Raw genomic sequence first — 19,359 nt, 5'->3', positions numbered from 1 at the left:
CGCGGCACGCAAGCGCGGAGCACCGGACCGTGACGCAAGTGGCTTGCGATGAAAACGTTACGTTAGCACCCTGTGGGTCACCGCCACGCCACCCCTTTCCCATCTCGAGGTCGTCCATGTCCCGTCGTTCGCCGTACCTGCTTGCCAGCGCCATCGCCCTCGCCGTGGTGGCCGGCGCCGCCGCCGGGGAACCGCCGCCGGCGCGGCCGTGGATGGACGCCGCGCTGTCGCCCGATGCGCGCGCCGCCCTGGTGGTGCAGGCGATGACCCCGGACGAGAAATTCCAGCTGATTACCGCCCGTTACGGCAGCGGCTCCGACGGCCGGCCGATGCCGGACGGCGCGCTGGGTTCGGCGGGCTTCGTGCCGGCGCTGGCGCGGCTGGGCCTGCCGGCGCTGCAGGAAACCGACGCGGGACTGGGCGTGGCGCGCCCGCTCAATGCCCACAGCAGCGATGGCGCCACGGCCTTGCCCTCCGGCCTGGCGACGGCGGCCAGCTGGGACCCGGCCGTGGCCGAGGCCGGCGGCGCGATGATCGGCCTCGAGGCGCACCGCAAGGGCTTCAACGTGCTGCTGGCCGGCGGCGTCAACCTGCTGCGCGATCCGCGCAACGGCCGCAATTTCGAGTACGCCGGCGAGGATCCGCTGCTGGCCGGCATCATGGCCGGCCATGCGGTGCGCGGGGTGCAGTCGCAGCACGTGGTGTCCACGCTCAAGCACTACGCCGTCAACGACCTGGAAACCGGCCGCAACACGATGAACGCGAAGCTCGACCCGGTCGCCGCGCGCGAATCGGACCTGCGCGCGTTCGAGATCGCGCTGGGCATCGGCGAGCCGGGCTCGGTGATGTGCGCGTACAACCGCGTCAACGGCACCTATGCCTGCGAGAACGAGTGGCTGCTCGACCAGGTGCTCAAGCGCGACTGGGGCTTCAAGGGCTTCGTGATGTCCGACTGGGGCGCGGTGCACAGCGCGGCGAAGTCGGCGCTGGCCGGGCTCGACCAGGAATCGGCCGGCGAAACGTTCGACCCGCAGGTCTACTTCGACGGGCCGCTGCGCGAGGCGGTCGCCGCGGGCGAGGTGCCGCAGGCGCGGCTGGACGACATGGTGCAGCGGATCCTGCGTAGCCTGTTCGCGGTCGGCGCGATCGACCACCCGGCCGGGCCGGCGCCGATCGACTACGCCGCCGACGCGAAGGTGGCGCAGGACGCCGCCGAAGCGGGCGCGGTGCTGCTGCGCAACGAGGGCGGGTTGCTGCCGCTGGCGGGCACGCTGAAGTCGGTGGCAGTGATCGGCGCGCACGCGGACAAGGGCGTGCTGGCCGGCGGCGGTTCGTCCGCGGTGACCGCGCCGGGCGGCAACCCGGTGGTCGGCCTGGCGCCGACCGCCTGGCCCGGCCCGGTGAAGTACCACCCGTCCGCGCCGCTGGCGGCGATCGCCCGGCGCGTGGGCGGGAACGCCCGCTACGCCAGCGGCGCCGACATCGCGGCTGCGGCGGAGCTGGCGGCGTCGTCCGAGGTGGCGGTGGTGTTCGTGCAGCAGTGGGCGGCCGAGTCGTTCGACCGTCCTGGCATGGCGCTGGACGGCAACCAGGATGCGCTGGTCGCCGCCGTCGCCAAGGCCAACCCGCGCACCGTGGTGGTGCTGGAGAACAACGGCCCGGTGGCGATGCCGTGGCTGGCGCAGACCGCGGCGGTGCTGGAGGCGTGGTATCCCGGCAACGCCGGCGGCGAGGCGATCGCGCGGCTGCTGTTCGGCGAAGTCGATCCCTCCGGCCGGCTGCCGCTCAGCTGGCCGCGCGACGAGTCGCAGCTGCCGCGCCCGGCGATCGCCGGTGCCGGCCTGGCCGAGATCGGCTTGCCGCCGCAGGGCAAGCCTGCCGATACGGTCGACTACGACATCGAGGGCGCCGACGTCGGCTACCGCTGGTTCCAGCGCCGTGGCGAGAAGCCGCTGTTCCCGTTCGGCTACGGCCTCGGCTACACCACGTTCGGCTATGGCCCGCTGGCCGTCGCGACGGATGCGACCGGCGCGGTGACGGCGTCGTTCACGGTCACCAACACCGGCCGGCGCGCCGGCGCCGACGTGCCGCAGCTCTATGCGCGGCTCCCCGGCGAGGCGGCATCGCGGCTGGTCGGCTGGCAGAAGGTGGCGCTGCAGCCGGGCGAGACGAAGCGGATCCGTCTCGCCCTGCCGGCGGTGCGTTTTGCGCGCTACGACGAACGCGACCATGGCTGGCGCGTCGCGGCCGGCGCCTGCCACCTGCTGCTCGGCCATTCCTCGGCGCAGATCGAGCAGCAGGCGAAGCTGCGGCTGCCCGGGGTCTTTCCCGCCGGCATGCAGCGCTAGGGAAGGTCTGGCCAATCGGCTTTTTGCCCGCCATTCCTGCCTTTGCCGGAATGGCGGGCCAAATCAGAGCTTCCCTGGGGATGCTTCGGCTCGCTTTCACAAAAGGGTCGGCTGTATGACAATGCGTTGACGACGCGGCGTCGGAGTGGGCCGCACTGCGGTCGTCCCCTCCCTCGACAAAAGGACCGACCATGCACGCCGTCACCTCGCTGCGTCACGCCGTACTTGCTGCCTGCCTTGCCGCCGCGCTGGCGCCGGCCGCCGCGCCGGCGCAGCAGGCCGCCCCGGCCAAGCCGCAGGCTGCCAAGGCCACCGAGCTGCAGACCGTGAACGTCACCGCCTCGAAGCGGGTGGAGAACATGCAGAAGGTGCCGATGGCGCTGACCGTGCTGACGGCGGACAAGCTGGAGGCGTTCGGCCAGTCCGGCGACACCGTGCTGCAGCTGGCCTCGCGCGCACCCAGCGTGTATGCCGAGACGTCCTACGGCCGCGAGTTCCCGCGCTTCTACATCCGCGGCCTCGGCAACAGCGACTTCGACCTCAACGCCTCGCAGCCGGTGTCGATGGTGTACGACGACATCGTGCAGGAGAACCCGATCCTGAAGGGCTTCCCGCTGTTCGACCTGGCCCAGGTCGAGGTGCTGCGCGGCCCGCAGGGCACGCTGTTCGGGCGCAACTCGCCGGCCGGCGTGATCAAGTTCGAGTCGGTGCGCCCGAGCCAGGAGACCAGCGGCTACGCCCGCGTCTCGTACGGCACGCTGGGCACCGCAAATGCCGAGGCCGCGCTCGGCGGCGCGCTCGGCGGGCACTGGTCCGGCCGCGTTTCGGCGCTGGCGCAGCACCGCGACGGCTGGATCGACAACACCTTCACCGGCCAGAAGGACGTGCTGGGCGGCTACAACGACCGCGCCGTGCGGCTGCAGGCGCTGTACGAGAACGGTGGCTTCAGCGCGCTGATCAACGGCCACGCGCGCTGGCTGGACGGCAGCGCGATGGTCAACCGCGCCAATGCGATCGAACTGGGCAGCCCCAGCTTCGTGCCCGGTTTCGACCGCTACAAGGTCGCGCAGGACGGGCGCAACAAGCAGCACCTGTTCAGCTGGGGCAGCAACCTGCACCTGGCGTGGAACGTCGGCGACTACACCTTCACCTCGATCACCGGGCTGGAGCGCGCCACCACCTACAGCCTCGGCGACGTCGACGGCGGCTACGGCGCGGTGTTCCACCCGCCGATGGGACCGGGTTTCATCCCGTTCCCGGCCGAGACCGCCGACGCGCTGCCGCACGACCGCCAGCTCACCCAGGAATTCCGCCTCGCCAGCAACCAGCACGACAAGCTCAACTGGCAGGTCGGCGCCTACTGGTTCGACGAAGACATCGCGATCAGCAACTTCGACTACGCCACGTTCAACAACCATGCCCTGGACGGCTATGCGAGGCAGACCCAGCGCACCAAGGCATGGGCAGTGTTCGGTTCGGCCAACTACCAGCTCGCCGACGACTTCGAGCTGCGCGCCGGCGCACGCTGGTCGCACGACTCACGCGACTTCCAGGTGACGCGCTATCTGTCGCCGTTCGGTGCGGGTCCGCTGCATTTGACGGCCCAGCCGCACGACTCGCGCTGGAGCGGCGACCTCACCGGCACCTGGACGCTGAATCCGAACGTCAACGTGTATGCGCGCGTCGCCAACGGCTTCCGCGCGCCCAGCGTGCAGGGCCGCGTGCTGTTCTCCGACTTCATCTCGCAAGCCAAGCCGGAGACGATCACCAGCTACGAGCTGGGCGTGAAGACCACCGGCATGGACAACCACGTGCGCTTCAACGCGGACGTGTACAGCTACAACATGCACAACCAGCAGCTCACCGCGGTGGGCGGCGACATCAACATCACCCGCCTGATCAACGCGAAGAAGACCGAAGGCTACGGCGCCGAGTTCGACCTCGAGGCCTACCTCACGCCGAACTTCGTGCTCACCGCCGGCGGCAGCTACAACTTCACCCAGCTGAAGGACCCGGGCCTGGCGGTGGCCGTGTGCGGCTCCGGCTGCACCGTGCTCAACCCGCGCAATGCCGCGGGCAATGCGCTGATCGACGGCAACACCTTGCCGAACGCGCCGAAGTGGATCGGCACGCTCACCGCGCGTTACGGCATTCCGTACGGGGACAGCGGCGAGTTCTTCGTCTACACCGACTGGAACTACCGCAGCGAAGTGAATTTCTTCCTGTACGACTCGGCCGAGTTCAAGGGCAAGCCGTTGCTGGAAGGCGGCGTGCGGCTCGGCTACAACTGGGACTACGGCCGCCGCGAGGTCGCCCTGTACGGCCGCAACATCACCGACAAGCGGGCGATCACCGGCGCGATCGACTTCAACAACCGCACCGCCTTCGTCAACGACCCGCGCATCATCGGCGTGGAATTCCGCGCCGAGCTGTAACCGGAAGCGCCGGTGTCCGTCGCGCCAGCGGCCGGTATGGCGGGTGTCCCGTCCATGCCCGCGCCGCGGCCCGCGCCCGCCATGCAAGCGGCGTGCGGCCATGCCAAGATGCATGCCGGCCGCTGCCCGCGAGGATGCCGAGGGGAGTCCGTGGGCGGCCGCCCCGGGGCAAAGGAAACCTATGCGTACATGGTATGAGGGAGCGATCCGCCGGCTCGGCGTGCTGATGTTGCTGTGCGGCCTGGGCCTGGCGGGAGTGCCGGCGGCACGCGCGGCCAGCCTCGATCCCGCGATGCTGCCGAAGATCCAGGCGGCCACCTTCGAAGTGGTGCAGGCCAAGCCGACCAGCGATCCGCTGAGCTACGAGCGGCCGCTGCCGCTGGACCTGCTGCCCTACCAGGAGCGTACCGACAAGTATTATTCCATCGGCACGGCGTTCGCGATCGGCCACAACCGCTATGTCACCGCCGCCCACGTGCTGCTGGCCGGCACGGGCAGCCTGTGGGGGGTGCCCGAGCTGCGCGACGCCGCCGGCCGCGTGTACCCGATCGGCAGGATCGAGAAGTTCTCGCTGGGCAAGGATTTCGTGGTGTTCACGCTGGCGCAGCCGCCGGCGGGCGACGCCGCGCTGGAGGTCGACGCCAGCCCGGCGCTCAACCAGGTGGTCTACGCGGTGGGCAACGCGCTGGGCACCGGCGTGGTGATCCGCGACGGCCTGTACACCTCCGACACGCCGGAGCAGCTGAATGGCGCCTGGAAGTGGATGCGCTTCTCCGCCGCCGCCTCGCCCGGCAACAGCGGCGGGCCGCTGCTGGACAAGGACGGCAAGCTGATCGGCGTGGTGCTGATGAAGTCGGCCAACGAGAACCTCAACTACGCGCTGCCGATCCGCGAAGTGCTGGACGCACCGTCCGGCCGGGCCGTGATGGATTCGCGCCTCGCCTACCAGATCGACCTGTTCGACACGGTCGAGAACAGCCAGTTCAAGGCGCAGTTCGCGTTGCCGGTCGGCCTGGACGACTTTTATCGCGAATTCCAGTCGCGCATCGACGCCAACAGCGATGCGCAGCTGAAGGCGCTGCTCGCCAAGGAGTCCGCCAACCTGTTTCCGAATGGCGCGGGTTCGGCGCGCCTGCTGCACCAGCAGACGCAACTGAATGGCTTTCCCTCGCTGATCGTGCGCGGCAGCGACGGCGAATGGCGGCGCGTCGGCGAGCAGGCGCAGCATTTCGCGCTGGACGGCAACGGCTACGTGGCCACCGGCGCAGTCGCGCGCAACGGGCTGGTGCGCCTGCGCCGGCCCGACGGGATGGCCGCGGCGACGTTCTACGGTGACGCGAAGACGCGCATGGACCTGCTGGCACGGACCGGCATGTTCCATCGCGCGGTCGCCGGCGAAAAGGTCAAGCTCACCTCGCTGGGCAAGCCCGTGCGCGAGTCGACCCGCCTCGACCGCTGGCAGCGGCCCTGGCACGTCGCCGTGTGGCCGCTGCCCTACGCCAACGCGCTGGTGGTGGCGTATTCGCTGCCGGTGCCGGACGGCAGCGTGATGCTGGTGCGCTTCACGCCGCCCGCCCACGAGCACGACACCATGCTGGACCTGGACGAGCTCAGCAGCTTCGTCTACGTCACCTACCAGGGCACCCTCGCGCAGTGGAAGGATTTCCTCGGCAACCCGGCGCTGCAGCCGGTCACGCTGAAGGGCATCCGCATCGACGCCGAGTACGACCGCCGCTTCAGCTACAGCTCGCCGCGGGTGGCGTTCTCCTATCCGTCCACCCTGCAGGAGGTCAAGCCGGACAACCTGCTGTGGCTGGGCTTCCGCTTCTTCCTGGACGGCGGCAAGCCGGTGTGGGACGTGGGTGACGTGAACGTCTGGAAGGACTCGGCCTCCGACGACCACAACAACGTCAACGTCCAGCGCCACGTCGCGCCGCCGCCGGGGCTGGACGACGACCTGAGCAGCCGCTGGCGCAAGCTGGCGGAGCGGCAGTATCCCTACAATGCCGTGGCGCGCTACGAGAACGACCTGATGATGATCAACGCCGTGGTCGCCCCGGCCGCCGCGGGCGGCAGTTCGTCCACGGTGCTGTACACCGCCTTCTACGGCACCGCGGGCACCCAGCCCCAGGCCGACATGAAGGGCAAGCTCGACCTGCTGACGAAGGACATGCGGGTCACGGAACACTGATGGAGGCCCAGGCGCGAATCCCGGCCAACCGGGATTCGCGCCTGCCCATACGGCACGCGCGGCGGCGCCGGACCCCAAAACGGACGCGAACCACCCATGCACGCGGCACTGCAGAACCGTCCTGCGGACGGCACCGAACCCACGTCCTGGCTCGACCTGGCCGACGGCCAGCGGCTGTTCCTGCGCGACTGGCCGCTGCCGCAGGCGCGCGGCGCGGTGCTGTTGGTGCACGGGCTGGGCGAACACAGCGGCCGCTACCGGCGCCTGGCGCGGTGGTTCAACCAGCGCGGCTATGCCGTGCGCGGCTACGACCAGCGCGGCCATGGCCAGACCCCGGGCCGCCGCGGCCGCCTGCGCCACGGCGACGACCTGCTGGAAGACCTCGCCACCGCCTACCACGACTACGCCAACGGCCTGCCGCATCCGCCGCTGCTGCTCGGCCACAGCATGGGCGGGCTGGTCGCCCTGCGCGCGGCGCTGGATGGCCGCGTGGCGCCGCCGGCGCTGGTGCTGTCCTCGCCGGCGCTGCGCAGCTGGGAGTCGCCGCGGATGATCGCCCTGGCGCGGCTGCTGAATCGCGTCGCGCCGAGCCTGCCGCTGCGCAACGGACTGGCCGTCGACAAGCTGTCGCACGACCGGCAGGTGGTGATCGACTACCGCGGCGACCGGCTGCAGCACGGCTGGATCACGCCGCGGCTGGCCGATTTCATCTTCCGTGCCGGCGCCACGTGCATCGCCGACGCCGCCGGCCTGGCGCAACCGACCCTGCTGCTGGTGGCGGACAGCGACGAGCTGGTGGACCCGTCCGGCAGCCGCGAGTTTGCCCGCCGGGCGGCCGCGACGGGCCGGCTGACCACGCGTTTCTTCTCGACGCTGTACCACGAGCTGTTCAACGAGGCCGAACCGGGGCGCGGCCAGGTGCTGATGCAGCTGGGCGACTGGCTGGGCCGGCAGACGCCGGAGTGACATCGACGCAGGCGTAACTGCCGCGCCGCGCAACCGGCGCGCCCGATGCCCGCCTGCAACGTGAACCGCGCCACTTCTACCGGTAGCACGAGCGCAACGGCGGCTGGCCGCCGAACGCGAACCAGCGCCTGCAGCTGATCGACGAAAAGGGCGTCGACGCGGCCGCCGGCAAGTCGGCCCAGGTGGAATGCCCGGTGCAGTGGGGCAGCTGCCGGGTCGAGGTGTATGCCCCGTCCATGAAACTCACCGCGGTGTCCCCGTTCATCGCCGGCTACGGCCGGGACGACGAGAACCTGGGCAAGGCGGCGCGCCCGGACAAGGTGAAGCTGGCGCTGGACAAGGCGCGCTACCACGCCCGGCGACACCATGAAGGTCGGCGTGACGCCGCCGCACGATGGCCCCGGCGTGTTGCTGGCGAAATCGGATCATCATGCTCTACGCGAAGAACTATCGAGGCGAAGGCCGGCGCCACCTTCGAGATCCCGGTGACGAAGGAGCGGGAACGTCACGACGTCTGCGTGATCGCGCCGGTGTTCCGCGGCGGCGAAGCGGCGGACCATCCGTTGCGCGTGACGCTGAAGGCCCTGGGCGTCCAGGGCGAGGTGCAGTGGCTGTTGGACGGCCGCCTGCAGGGCAGCAGCGACGGCGCGGCGGCACGGAGCCTGACCTTGCCGCAGCCCGGCCCGCATACCATCACCGCGCTGGCCCGCAGCGGCGCGTTCAGCGCCTTGCAGGTGCGCGTGGCCGACTGAGCGGGCGCCGCGCCGCGAACTGCGGGCCGCCGGCGTTGTCTGAATGGACGCGGCCGAAGACTGGAAACCGGTCCGCCGCGCCCCCATCCACGCCGCCGAGCCGCACGAGACAGCATCGACCCGGTGGTCCATGATGCGGCACATTCGCGTGCAACCCGGAGTTTCCATGCGCATTCTGCTGGCCGAGGACGACATGTCCATTGCCGAAGGCATCCGTGCCTCGCTGCGGCATGGCGGCCATGCGGTGGACCACGTGGTCAACGGCAGCCTCGCCGATGCGGCCCTGCGCGACCACGGCTACGACCTGCTGGTGCTGGACCTCGGCCTGCCCGTGCTCGACGGCAGCGAGGTGCTGCAGCGCCTGCGCAACCGCGGCACCGGCCTGCCGGTGCTGGTGATCACGGCGCGCGACGGCCTGCCCGATCGTGTCCGCGTGCTCGACCTGGGCGCCGACGACTACCTGGTCAAGCCGTTCGAGCTGGCGGAGTTCGAGGCGCGCGTGCGCGCGCTGTTGCGGCGGGCCAGCAGCCAGGGCAAGCCGGAACTGCAGCTCGGCCGGCTGCGGCTCGACCTGCCCGGACATCGTGCCTGGGTCGACCAGGCGCCGCTGGAGCTCACCGCGCGCGAGTTCGGCCTGCTGGAGGCGCTGGCGCTGCGCGCCGACCGGGTCACCAGCCGCGCGCAACTGGTCGAGGCGCTGTGCGACTGGGACCAGGAGCTGACCGACAACGGGCTGGACATCGCCATCCATCGCCTGCGCCGCAAGCTGGACGGCAGCGGCACCGGCGTGCGCACGATCCGCGGACTGGGCTACCTGTTGGAAGAGCTTGCCGAAGGCGGAAGCGAGTCGGCATGAAGCGGTCGTCGCCATCGCGCCCCAGCCTGCGCCGCCGGCTGCTGGTGTTCCTGCTGATCCCGATGGCGGTGCTGCTGCTGCTGGATGCGCTGCTGAGCTATGGCGTGGCGCTGACCTACGCCAACCGGGTGCACGACCGCGACCTCGGCGGCGACGCGCTGACGCTGGCCAAGATGCTTGGCAAGGACCCGCAAGCCGACCGGCTGACGCCGCAGGCGCGCTTCCTGCTCGAATACGATCCGGTCGGCCGCAGCTATTTCAGCGTGAGCAGTTCCCGGCACGGCCTGCTGGCCGGCGACGGCCGGCTGGCGCGACCGGTGGCCGCGTCGGCGCCCGACGCCACGCCCACCCTGTACGACACCCGCCTGGACGGGCACACCCTGCGTGCCGCGGATGTCCGGGTGACGCCGTCGGACGACCCCGGCGACAGCCTCACCATCGTCGTCGCCGAGACCTTGCGCGACCGCCACGAGCAGGCCCGCGAGATCCTGCTGCTGGCGGTGGTCATGCAGACCTTCCTGATCGCCTGCGTACTGTCGCTGGTCTGGTTCGGGGTCAGCCGCGGGTTGCGCGTGCTCGATCCGCTGACCGCGCGGCTGGCCACCCGCCCGGACGAACTGGCGCCGATCGACGGTCCCGACGTGCCGCAGGAGATCCAGCCGCTGACCCGCACCATCGACGCGCTGTTCGGCCGCCTGCGCGGCATGCTGGCCCTGCACGACCGCTTCATCGCCGACGCCGCGCACCAGCTGCGCACCCCGCTGGCGGGGCTGAGCCTGCACGTCGACCGTGCGCTCGCCGATCCGCGGCCGGAGACGCTGTCCGACGCTTTCGACCACATCCAGCGGCTGACCCGGCGCGCCGCGCGTACCTCCTCGCAGCTGCTCGCGCTGACCCGTGCGCAGGCGGCTCCGGCGGATACCGGCGATTACCGGCTGCTCGACCTCGCCAGGCTGATCCCCGAGGCGGTGTCGCAGCGCGTGTACGAGGCGATCCGCGCCGGCGTCGACCTCGGCTACGAGGGCCGCCAGGAGCCGCTGTACATCCTGGGCGACGCGGCCGGCCTGCAGGACCTGCTGGACAACCTGATCGACAACGCCGTGCGCTATGCCGGTCGCGGCAGCGTCATCACGGTGCGGCTGCAGGCGCGGGAGGGCGGCGGCGCCACCCTCAGCGTGGAGGACAACGGGCCGGGCGTGCCGACGGAGCTGCTGCCGCGGCTGAGCGAGCGTTTTTTCCGTGTCGGCGGCAGCCAGGAGCAGGGCAGCGGACTCGGCCTGGCCATTGTCCGGCGCATCGCCGGACGCCATCATGCCGAGGTCGTCTTTCGAAACGGACAGGAACGCGGCCTGCGTGTGGACGTACACTTTCCACCCCCGCCGCCCGCCTTGGCCTCTCCATCATGACCACGTCCCGCGCGACCCCCACCCCATCGTCGTCAGGAGGAAGTAAGATTTCACGACGACAATACGCGCGAGTATCCCCACCACCTACCGACACACACGCCTTCCGCGAGGCGTCGTCATGGAATCCGTCCGACGTGTCACCCCGATCGAGCAGGGCCATCTCCGGCAACCGCTTGCGCACCGGCCTGCTCGGTGCGCTGCTCTGCGGGCTGGCCGGCTGCGCCGCACCGCTGCCGAAGCTGGCGCCGCCGGTGCCGGCGCAGTGGCAGCACGCGGTGGCCTCGCAGCCGGCCCCGCCGACCGACCTGCACGGCTGGTGGCACGCCTTCGCTGATCCGGGGCTCGATGCGCTGGTCGATCGCGCGCTGGCCGACAACCTCGACGTGGCACAGGCCGTCGAGCGCATGCGCGCGGCGCGGATCCTGCGCAAGCATTCCGGCGCACGCTACCTGCCCAGCCTGGTCGCGCGCACCAACGATGCGATCGACCCCGACGCCAGCGCCTCGTACTTCGTCACCGGCTTCGACGCCACCTGGGAACTGGGGCTGTTCGGCCGCGCCGAAGGCACCCGGCGCCTGTCGCAGGGCGAACTGGATGCCAGCCTCGCCGATCTGCGGGCCGCGCGGGTCAGCCTGGTCGCCGAGGTGGTGCGCGAGTGGATCGGCCTGCGCACCGCCCAGCAGCAGGAACAGCTGCTGCTGCAGGTGAGCCAGGCCCGCCAGCACGAATGGGAACTGGTGCAGACGCGCGAGCGCCTGCAACTGGCCTCGCCGGGCGCGGTGGACCAGGCCCAGGCCGCCTTCGCGCAGGCTCAGGCCGCGTTGGCAGCGCCGCGTCAGGCGATCGACGCCAACGCGCAACGGCTGGCCGTGCTGCTCGGCCGCAACCAGCCCGATCCGGCCTGGTTGCAGGCTGGTTCGCCCCCCGAAGTGGGCAGCTGGCGGATCGACGGCACCCCGGCCGACCTGCTGCGCACGCGGCCCGAGATCGCGCACGCCGAGGCGGACGTGCTGCGCGCCGCCGGCGAGCTGGCGTTGGCCCATGCCGATATGTATCCCAGCATCGACCTAGGCGCGTCGATGGTCTGGGCCACCGACATCAACAACAACCACCGTTTTTCCACCACCCCCAACGGCATCGCGTCGGTGGGCCCGGCGATCAACATCCCGCTGTTCGACTGGGGCATGCGGGTGGCGGCCAAGCACGCCAGGGACCACGAGCTGAAGGCCAGCGTGCTGGCCTACCGGCAGGCCGTGCTGCAGGGCGTCGCCGAGGTGGAGACCGCGCTCGGCAGCCTGCAGCAGCAAGAGCAGCGCGAGCAGCACAGCAAGCTCGCATGGCAGGCGCTGCAGCGCGTCGACCAGACCGTGCAGAAACGCGTCGGGCTGCGCCTGGGCAGCCCGCTCGATCGCGTCGAGAGCCAGATCGCCGCGGACCAGGCTGCGCTGGAACTGGCCGACGCGCGCGCCAGCCACAGCCTGGCCTACGTGGCGCTGTTCAAGGCGCTCGGCGGCGCGCCGCGGCCGGGCGCGCCGGCGCCGGATGCATCGCCCGCGCCGGTCGCCGCGGGACAGGCGGACCGCTGATGGTTGCCCTCGCGCGCAAGACCCTGGTCTACGAATGGCGGCGCTTCCTGCCGGCGATCCTGGCGGTCGGCTTCGCCGGCCTGCTGCAGCTGCTGCAGATCGCGCTGGTGCTGGGCATCTTCGGCAGCACCAGCCTGTACATCACCGGCTCGTCGGCCGACGTGTGGGTGGGTTTTCCCGGCACGCAAAGCGTGAGCCTGGGCCGCGCGATCAATGCCGACCTGCAGTCGCGCGTCCTGATGGATCCGGCCGTGGAACGGGTCGAACCGTACCTGTGGGTCGACGGCGACTGGCGCGGGGCGCATGAAACCGGCGGCGTGTCGGTGTTCGTCTCCGGCATCGACACCCGCGCCGACGGCCTGATGTATTCCAGGGTGCTGTCGCCCGCGCTGCGGGCGCGGCTGGCCGAGCCGGACGCGATCGTGGTCGACCGCTCCGCCATGGACCAGCTCGGCGTGGATATCGGCCAGACCGCCACCATCAACGGCCGGCAGGTGCGCGTGGTCGGCATCAGCACCGGCCTGCGCGCGCTGGGCGGCGTCAACGTGCTGTGCTCGCTGGATACCGCGCGTCATCTGGACAGCGACCCGAGCGACGATGGCCCGACCTACCTGGTCGCGAAGCTGCGCGATCCGGCCCAGGCCGAAGCGGTGGCCGCGCGCCTGCGCGGCGATACCGCCTTTGGCCCGTACACCGCATGGAGCGCCCGCGATTTCGCCAACATCTCGGTGCGCTACTGGCTATTCGACACCGGCGCCGGCGCCGGCGTGCTGTTCCTGGCCGGCATCGTGTTCCTGGTCGGCGCAGCGATCACCAGCCAGACCCTGATCGCCGCGGTCAATGGCTCGGTGCGCGAGTACGCCACGCTCAATGCGCTCGGCGTGGGCGTGGGCGCCCTGCGCAAGGTGGTGCTGGAGCAGGCGTTCTGGGTCGGCGCGCTGGGGCTGCTCGGCGCCAGCGTGCTCGGCATCGCGCTGATGCTGCTGGCGCGCAGCCAGGATGTGCCGGTGGTGCTGAACGTGACGGCGGCGCTGGCCTGCATCATCCTGGTGATGGGCCTGGCCGCCGTCTCCGGCCTGGCCGCGATGCGCAGCCTGCGCCGCGCCGACCCCGCCACCTTGCTGAGGTAACCGCGATGCAGGCCGCCACCGTCATTGAATCCGCCCGCCCGCCGTCGCTGCGTGCCGAACACGTCAGCAAGGCCTTCGTGTCCGGCGAACAGCGCACGCAGGTGCTGGACGGTCTCACGCTGGACATCGAGGCCGGCGAACTAACCCTGATCTCCGGCCCGTCCGGCTGCGGCAAGAGCACCCTGCTGGCGGTCCTCAGCGGCCTGCAGAAGGTCGACGGCGGCCGCGTCTGCGCGCTCGGCAGCGAACTGGGCCAGCTCGACCTGCGCGCGCTGGAGCGGTTCCGCCTGCAGCACACCGGCTTCGTGTTCCAGGGCTTCAACCTGTTCCCCGCGCTCTCCGCGTTCGAACAGGTCGAGCTGCCGCTGAACCACATGGGCCTGTCGCGCGAGGAGGCGCGCTGCCGCGCGCAGCAATCGCTGGAGGAGGTCGGCCTGGCGCACCGCATGCGGCTGCGCCCGTCCGAATTGTCCGGCGGCGAGAAGCAGCGCGTGGCGATCGCCCGCGCACTGGCCAAGCGGCCGGAGCTGCTGTTCGCCGACGAGCCGACCAGCGCGCTGGACGCCGCCAACGGCCAGGTCATCATCGACATCCTGCATCGCATCGCGCGCAACCACGGCACCACGGTGCTGTGCGTCAGCCACGACCCGCGCCTGGTCATCCACGCCGACCGCGTGCTGGCGATGGAGGACGGCCGCATACTCAGCGACCGGCGCAGCCAGGCGCCGGCCACCGACAGCCACGGAAATCCTTCATGAAACCGCTCCTGTCCCATCCATCGCAACGCTCTGCCGTCTCCCGGTGGCTACGGCTCGGCTCGCTGGCGCTGTGCAGCACCTGGCTGGCCGCGGGCTGTTCACGGCCGGCCGCGCCGGCCGGTCCCGCTGCCGGCCCGGTCGCCGCCTATGCCGCGGTGGCGCGCGGCCGCATCGACGTCGAAGGCGGGTTGCTGAGCCTGTCGATGCCGCGCGAGGGCGTGCTCGCCAGGGTCGCGGTGCACGAGGGCGACCATGTCCGGCAGGGCCAGCTGCTGGCCGCGCTGGACGACGAGCCGGCCCGGCTGGCGGTGGATGCCGCGCAAGCGCAGCGGGAGCAGGCGCAGGCGCAGCTGAAACTGCTCGGCATCAAGCAGGCGGCGGCGAAGCAGCGCGCGCAGCGGCTGGCCGCGGCCGTGGCTGCCGGTGCCGGCGACGGCCAGAGCGCCGACGACGCCGGCGAGGCCGCCGCGCAACTCGACGCGGAGCAGCAGGCGGCCCGCGCGGCGCTGGACATGGCCAGCCAGAAGCTGGACGAGGCCCGCTACGAGCTGAAGCAGCGCAGCCTGCTGGCCCCGTTCGACGCCGAGGTGGTGCGCGTGTCGGCGCAGCCCGGCGCCAGCGTGTCGTCCGCCTCCGGCGCCGTGTTCACCCTGCTGCCGCAGAAGCCGCGGATCGTGCGCGCGGAACTCAACGACAGCTTCGTCGGCGCGATCCAGCCCGGCATGCCGGCGGAAGTGAGCGCCGACAGTGGGCGCGCCGGCGCGTCCTGGAGCGCGCACGTGCTGCGCGTCGGCAAGGTGTACGGCCCGGCCACGCTGGAGAACGACCCGCAGGTGCGCGCCAATGCCCGCACGGTGGAATGCGTGCTGGCGTTCGACCAGCCCGACCCCGGTCAAACCCGGGGCCTGCGCATCGGCCAGCGCGTGATGGTGCGTTTCGGCAAGGCGCCGCCCGCCGCGCCGCCCGCGAAAGACTGAGGAAACCGCCGGCTGCGACCATGCCATGCATGAAAATCGCCGCGACCCATCCCCGCAAGGCAAACGCGTGATCCAGCAGACTGACTTCTTCTTCGAGGGTGGCCGCAGTGGCGTGCTGCTGATCCACGGCCTCACCGGCACGCCGATGGAAATGAAGCTGCTTGGCAAGGGCCTCAACCGCGCCGGCTTCACCGTGCACGGCATGCAGCTGGCCGGCCACTGCGGCAACGTCGAGGACCTGCTCGCCACCGGCTGGCGCGACTGGTACGCCAGCGTGGAGCAGGCCGCCGACGCGCTGCTCGAAAAGGTCGACCACCTGTTCGTCGGCGGCCTGTCGATGGGCGCGCTGCTGGCGCTGAAGCTGGCCGCCGACCGCCCCGGGCAGGTCGCCGGCGTCGGCGTGTACGGCGCCACCTTCCGCTACGACGGCTGGAGCATTCCGCGGATGGCGCGGCTGTCGTTCCTGCTGCCGTTGCTGAAGAAGCTCGGCATCGGCCGCGGCCGCAGCTTCATGGAGCAGCCGCCCTACGGCATCCGCGACGAGCGCCTGCGCGCGCAGGTCAGCACCGCCATGCTCGGCGGCGACAGCGCCGCCGCCGGCCTGCCCGGCAACCCGTGGTACTCGCTGGCCGAGATGTACAGCCTCGCCGCCGCGGTACGCAGCCAGCTGCCGCAGGTGACCGCGCCGTGCCTGGTCGCCCACGCCAGCGACGACGACGTGGCCAGCCCGAAGAATGCCGAACTGGTGCTGCGCCATGTCGCCGCGCCGACCGAGCTGCTGCTGCTCGAGGACAGCTACCACATGATCACCATCGACCGCGAGCGGCGCACCCTGATCGACCGCTCGGCGGCGTTCTTCGAGCGCGTGGTCGCCGCCGGCCACGCACCGCACATCGCGGCCGCGGCCTGAACATGCCGGCGGGCGACAGCATCTCCCCCCTGGTCGCGGGTCTGTGGCTGCTCAACATCGTGCTCGACAGCGGCGGCCAGCTGGCGTTCAAGGCCGCCGCCGGCGACGAGACCGCCGGCGACGGGCTGGCGCGCTGGAAGCACATGGCGGCGCGGCCGTGGCTGTGGCTGGGCGTCGGCTGCTACGTGATCGAGTTCCTGGTGTGGATCGCGTTCCTGTCGCTGGTCCCGCTGTCCGAGGGCGTGCTGCTGGGCTCGATCAACATCGTGGCGATCATGGTGGCCGGACGCATCCTGTTCGGCGAGAAGCTCACCCGGCTGCGCATCGCCGGCATCCTGCTGGTCACCCTCGGCGTGGCGATCGTGGGGCTCGGCGGATGAGGCGCTTCTACCTGTTCGGCTTCCTGCTGCTGATGGGTTTCGACAGCCTGGCGCAGATCAGCTTCAAGTACGCCGGGACCCAGGCGCTGCCGGTGGAGGTGAATGTGGCCTGGCTGCTGCGCGTGTTCGGCCAGCCGTGGGTCTACGGCGCCATCGTGGGCTATGTCGGCGCGTTCTTCACCTGGATGGCCCTGCTCAAGCACGCGCCGATCGGCCCCGCGTTCGCCGCTTCGCACCTCGAAGTGGTGTCGGTGATGCTGCTGTCGGTGTGGCTGTTCGACGAGCAGCTCACCCTGGTCCGCGTGGCGGGCGCCAGCGCGATCATCGCCGGCATCGTCTGTCTCGGCTTCGCCGAAAACAGCGAGCACGCCGCCGCGCCCGGGCCGGCCGCCGCGGACACCTGAGCCGCCGCGGTACGCTGCGCGCATGCTGCCCCGTCGCCGCCATGAACTGCCGCCCACCGCCGGCCTGCCGCTGCGGCTGGCCGACCTGCGCCCGGGCGCGCCCACGCTGGCCGACGATGTCGCCGCGCTGATCGGCACGCCGCCGCTGCAGCTCGCCTGCTCCGGCACCGCCGCACTGCTGATCACGCTGGCGACGCTGCGCGAGGCGCAGCCGCAGCGCCGTCGCGTGGTGGTGCCCGCCTACACCTGCCCGCTGGTGGCGCTGGCGGTGCACCAGGCCGGGCTGGAGCTGCAGCTGTGCGACCTGCGTCCCGGTCACTACGACATGGACCCGGCCGCGCTGCGCGCCGCCTGCGACGAGCGCACGCTGGCGATCGTGCCCACCCACCTGGCCGGTCGCGTCGCCGATGTCGCCGATGCGCTCGCCGTCGCGCGCCAGGTCGGCGCCTGGGTGATCGAGGATGCCGCCCAGGCGCTGGGCGCACGCCGCGCGGAGGCCAGCGTGGGGCTGGCCGGCGACGTCGGCTTCTTCAGTCTTGCCGCCGGCAAGGGCCTGTCGATCTACGAAGGCGGCCTGCTGCTGGCGCGCGACCCGGCGCTGCGCGAACGGTTGGCGCGCACCGCCGCGCGCATCGCGCCCCATAGCCTGAGCTGGGAACTGCGCCGCAGCCTCGAACTCGTCGGCTATGCCGCGCTATACCGTCCGCGCGGCCTGCGCCTGGCCTACGGCGATCCGCTGCGCCGCGCGCTGCGCCACGGCGACGAGGTCGCCGCGGTGGGCGACGACTTCGCGCTGCCGCTGCCGCTGCATGCGGTGGGCCGCTGGCGCCAGGCGGTGGGCGCGCATGCCGTGGTGCGCCTGCCGGCCTTCCTCGGGCAGCTGTCGGCGCAGGCGTGCCGCCACCTGCCGCGGCTGCGCCGCCTCCCCGGTGTCAGCGTGCTCGACGACCCCGCCGGCGCGCACGGCACCTGGCCGTTCTTCCTGCTGCTGCTGCCCGACCGGCGCCGCCGCGACGCCGCGCTGGCGCAGCTGTGGCGCTCCGGCCTCGGCGTCAGCCGCCTGTTCATCCACGCCTTGCCCGACTACCCCTACCTCGCCGGCATGGTGCCCGCGCAGAACGTGCCGCATGCCCGCGACTTCGCCGCGCGCAGCCTCACCATCGGCAACAGCCCGTGGATGACCGACACGGACCTCGAAACGATCTGCGGCGTGCTCGAGTGCGGCTGAGGCGCCCGTCCGTCGCGCCGTCGCGCCGCCGCCAATTCACACGGACGAAATCTTCCACCCGCAAGAATGTCGCCCGGTTTGCCGGCGTCCGGGCGCCAGCGCCGACGACGGTTTCCACGCAGTTTCCACAGGGGGCGGCATGACAGCAGTGCAGCACACGGGCATCACCAGCAGGTTCCGCGAGGACCCGCGACTGCACGGGATCGCGGCACTGATCCTGCTGCTGCCGCCGGTGTTCTTCCTGTTCCCGGTGCCGATCGACGAGACGCGCTACCTCGCGGTGGCGTGGAACATGCACCTGAGCGGGCAGTGGCTGGTGCCGTGGCTGGACGGCGCGCCGTATTCGGACAAGGCGCCGCTGCTGTTCTGGCTGATCAACCTGACGTGGTCGGTGACCGGCGTGCACGCCTGGGCGGCGCGCCTGCTGGAGCTGTTCGTGACGCTGGCCACCCTCCCGCTGCTCGCCTCGCTCGGCCGGCGGCTGGGCGTCGAGCGGACGGGCGTGCAGGCCTCGCTGTGGCTGTGGCTGGGCTGCGCCGCGGGCGCGGTGTACGCGGGCGTGGTGATGTTCGACATGCTGCTCACGTTGTGCACGCTGGCGGCGTGGCGGGCCACGCCTGCGCTGGCGGGTCGGCGCTGGCCGCTTGCCCTCGCGGCGATGGCCGTGGCGCTGGGTGCGGGGGTCCTGGTCAAGGGCCCGGTCGCCCTGCTGGTGGGCGGCGTGCCGGCGCTGCTGGCGCCGTGGTGGCTGCCGCAGGCGCGGCCGCTCGCGACCTGGCTGCGGCTGCTCGGTGCGCTGCTCGGTGCCGTGCTGCTGGCGCTGGCCTGGGCATTGCCCGCCGCCAGGGCGGGCGGCGCCCAGTATGCGGGTGCGATCTTCCTGCACCAGACGCTGGGGCGTGTAGTGCAGAGCTTCGCGCATGCCCGCCCCTGGTGGTGGTACCTGCCGATCCTGCCGGCGATGCTGCTGCCGTGGGTGGCCTCGACCGGGCGCGTCGCGTCCGCATCCGCTTCCATCGGCGGGGGGGTGGA

At 71.5% G+C, this 19,359-nt stretch carries 16 protein-coding genes and 1 pseudogene; all 17 read left to right on the top strand.

From position 1 onward, the window contains the following. The first annotated feature begins 116 nt into the window (after positions 1-116). The gene (locus tag RHOFW104R8_RS03240; RefSeq protein ID WP_068094174.1) at positions 117-2,348 is read left to right on the top strand and encodes a glycoside hydrolase family 3 C-terminal domain-containing protein; all 2,232 of its coding nucleotides are present in this window, start codon (positions 117-119) and stop codon (positions 2,346-2,348) included. A gap of 191 nt (positions 2,349-2,539) precedes the next feature. Then, positions 2,540-4,783 carry a TonB-dependent receptor gene (locus RHOFW104R8_RS03235; RefSeq protein ID WP_068094177.1) on the top strand — a complete coding sequence of 748 codons (2,244 nt, stop codon included), beginning with the start codon at positions 2,540-2,542 and terminating at the stop codon, positions 4,781-4,783. Between the two features lie 181 nt (positions 4,784-4,964). Continuing rightward, the gene (locus RHOFW104R8_RS03230) at positions 4,965-6,974 is read left to right on the top strand and encodes a serine protease (protein ID WP_068094180.1); all 2,010 of its coding nucleotides are present in this window, start codon (positions 4,965-4,967) and stop codon (positions 6,972-6,974) included. A 96-nt stretch (positions 6,975-7,070) separates the two neighbouring features. Continuing rightward, positions 7,071-7,940, top strand: a complete 870-nt coding sequence (locus RHOFW104R8_RS03225) for an alpha/beta hydrolase (RefSeq protein ID WP_068094185.1) — start codon at positions 7,071-7,073, stop codon at positions 7,938-7,940. Between the two features lie 101 nt (positions 7,941-8,041). Next, positions 8,042-8,203 (top strand): annotated as a pseudogene (locus tag RHOFW104R8_RS17930) (hypothetical protein); the annotation flags it as partial. Then, positions 8,177-8,692 carry a hypothetical protein gene (locus tag RHOFW104R8_RS03220; protein WP_068094189.1) on the top strand — a complete coding sequence of 172 codons (516 nt, stop codon included), beginning with the start codon at positions 8,177-8,179 and terminating at the stop codon, positions 8,690-8,692. The pseudogene RHOFW104R8_RS17930 and the gene RHOFW104R8_RS03220, both read left to right, overlap by 27 nt. Positions 8,693-8,858: 166 nt before the next feature. Beyond that, complete coding sequence (locus tag RHOFW104R8_RS03215) at positions 8,859-9,548, top strand: response regulator (protein WP_068094190.1); 690 nt, start codon at positions 8,859-8,861, stop codon at positions 9,546-9,548. Continuing rightward, positions 9,545-10,954: a sensor histidine kinase gene (locus tag RHOFW104R8_RS03210; RefSeq protein WP_068094194.1), complete on the top strand. Its 1,410-nt coding sequence runs from the start codon at positions 9,545-9,547 to the stop codon at positions 10,952-10,954. Before RHOFW104R8_RS03215 ends, RHOFW104R8_RS03210 begins: the two co-directional genes overlap by 4 nt. 134 nt (positions 10,955-11,088) lie before the next feature. Beyond that, positions 11,089-12,540 (top strand): efflux transporter outer membrane subunit, encoded by a 1,452-nt coding sequence (locus RHOFW104R8_RS03205; RefSeq protein WP_068094197.1) that lies wholly within the window; start codon positions 11,089-11,091, stop codon positions 12,538-12,540. Further along, entirely contained in the window at positions 12,540-13,670 is a 1,131-nt protein-coding gene (locus RHOFW104R8_RS03200) for an ABC transporter permease (protein WP_068094201.1), read from the top strand. The genes RHOFW104R8_RS03205 and RHOFW104R8_RS03200 overlap by 1 nt, the downstream gene beginning before the upstream one ends. Before the next feature lie 5 nt (positions 13,671-13,675). Next, on the top strand, positions 13,676-14,428 hold the full coding sequence (locus RHOFW104R8_RS03195) for an ABC transporter ATP-binding protein (RefSeq protein ID WP_068094204.1): 753 nt from the start codon (positions 13,676-13,678) through the stop codon (positions 14,426-14,428). Continuing rightward, a complete protein-coding gene (locus tag RHOFW104R8_RS03190; protein ID WP_068094211.1) occupies positions 14,425-15,405 on the top strand; it encodes an efflux RND transporter periplasmic adaptor subunit in 981 nt (326 codons plus the stop codon). The genes RHOFW104R8_RS03195 and RHOFW104R8_RS03190 overlap by 4 nt, the downstream gene beginning before the upstream one ends. Before the next feature lie 67 nt (positions 15,406-15,472). Further along, on the top strand, positions 15,473-16,315 hold the full coding sequence (locus RHOFW104R8_RS03185) for a carboxylesterase (protein ID WP_068094577.1): 843 nt from the start codon (positions 15,473-15,475) through the stop codon (positions 16,313-16,315). 2 nt (positions 16,316-16,317) lie between these two features. Beyond that, on the top strand, positions 16,318-16,695 hold the full coding sequence (locus RHOFW104R8_RS03180; RefSeq protein WP_068094214.1) for an EamA family transporter: 378 nt from the start codon (positions 16,318-16,320) through the stop codon (positions 16,693-16,695). After that, positions 16,692-17,099, top strand: coding sequence for a multidrug efflux SMR transporter (locus RHOFW104R8_RS03175; protein ID WP_068094218.1), 408 nt, complete (start codon positions 16,692-16,694; stop codon positions 17,097-17,099). The genes RHOFW104R8_RS03180 and RHOFW104R8_RS03175 overlap by 4 nt, the downstream gene beginning before the upstream one ends. Before the next feature lie 22 nt (positions 17,100-17,121). Then, positions 17,122-18,327 carry a DegT/DnrJ/EryC1/StrS family aminotransferase gene (locus RHOFW104R8_RS03170; protein ID WP_068094221.1) on the top strand — a complete coding sequence of 402 codons (1,206 nt, stop codon included), beginning with the start codon at positions 17,122-17,124 and terminating at the stop codon, positions 18,325-18,327. A gap of 139 nt (positions 18,328-18,466) precedes the next feature. After that, positions 18,467-19,359: glycosyltransferase family 39 protein (locus RHOFW104R8_RS03165; RefSeq protein ID WP_153023046.1), on the top strand; the 893-nt coding region annotated here is incomplete at its 3' end.

The sequence above is a fragment of the Rhodanobacter sp. FW104-R8 genome, assembly GCF_001617365.1.
In the GTDB taxonomy this organism is placed as follows: Bacteria; Pseudomonadota; Gammaproteobacteria; order Xanthomonadales; family Rhodanobacteraceae; genus Rhodanobacter.
Note: the sequence above shows the minus strand (reverse complement) of the source record. Positions and strands in the feature narration are given on the sequence as shown.

What these genes read in the sequence shown, in the direction of transcription:
- RHOFW104R8_RS03235 (WP_068094177.1), top strand. Translation starts at nt 2,540, where the DNA reads ATGCACGCCGTCACCTCGCTGCGTCACGCCGTACTTGCTGCCTGCCTT.
- RHOFW104R8_RS03190 (WP_068094211.1), top strand. Translation starts at nt 14,425, where the DNA reads ATGAAACCGCTCCTGTCCCATCCATCGCAACGCTCTGCCGTCTCCCGG.
- RHOFW104R8_RS03200 (WP_068094201.1), top strand. Translation starts at nt 12,540, where the DNA reads ATGGTTGCCCTCGCGCGCAAGACCCTGGTCTACGAATGGCGGCGCTTC.
- RHOFW104R8_RS03210 (WP_068094194.1), top strand. Translation starts at nt 9,545, where the DNA reads ATGAAGCGGTCGTCGCCATCGCGCCCCAGCCTGCGCCGCCGGCTGCTG.
- RHOFW104R8_RS03175 (WP_068094218.1), top strand. Translation starts at nt 16,692, where the DNA reads ATGAGGCGCTTCTACCTGTTCGGCTTCCTGCTGCTGATGGGTTTCGAC.
- RHOFW104R8_RS03220 (WP_068094189.1), top strand. Translation starts at nt 8,177, where the DNA reads ATGAAACTCACCGCGGTGTCCCCGTTCATCGCCGGCTACGGCCGGGAC.
- RHOFW104R8_RS03180 (WP_068094214.1), top strand. Translation starts at nt 16,318, where the DNA reads ATGCCGGCGGGCGACAGCATCTCCCCCCTGGTCGCGGGTCTGTGGCTG.
- RHOFW104R8_RS03195 (WP_068094204.1), top strand. Translation starts at nt 13,676, where the DNA reads ATGCAGGCCGCCACCGTCATTGAATCCGCCCGCCCGCCGTCGCTGCGT.
- RHOFW104R8_RS03240 (WP_068094174.1), top strand. Translation starts at nt 117, where the DNA reads ATGTCCCGTCGTTCGCCGTACCTGCTTGCCAGCGCCATCGCCCTCGCC.
- RHOFW104R8_RS03170 (WP_068094221.1), top strand. Translation starts at nt 17,122, where the DNA reads ATGCTGCCCCGTCGCCGCCATGAACTGCCGCCCACCGCCGGCCTGCCG.
- RHOFW104R8_RS03225 (WP_068094185.1), top strand. Translation starts at nt 7,071, where the DNA reads ATGCACGCGGCACTGCAGAACCGTCCTGCGGACGGCACCGAACCCACG.
- RHOFW104R8_RS03215 (WP_068094190.1), top strand. Translation starts at nt 8,859, where the DNA reads ATGCGCATTCTGCTGGCCGAGGACGACATGTCCATTGCCGAAGGCATC.
- RHOFW104R8_RS03230 (WP_068094180.1), top strand. Translation starts at nt 4,965, where the DNA reads ATGCGTACATGGTATGAGGGAGCGATCCGCCGGCTCGGCGTGCTGATG.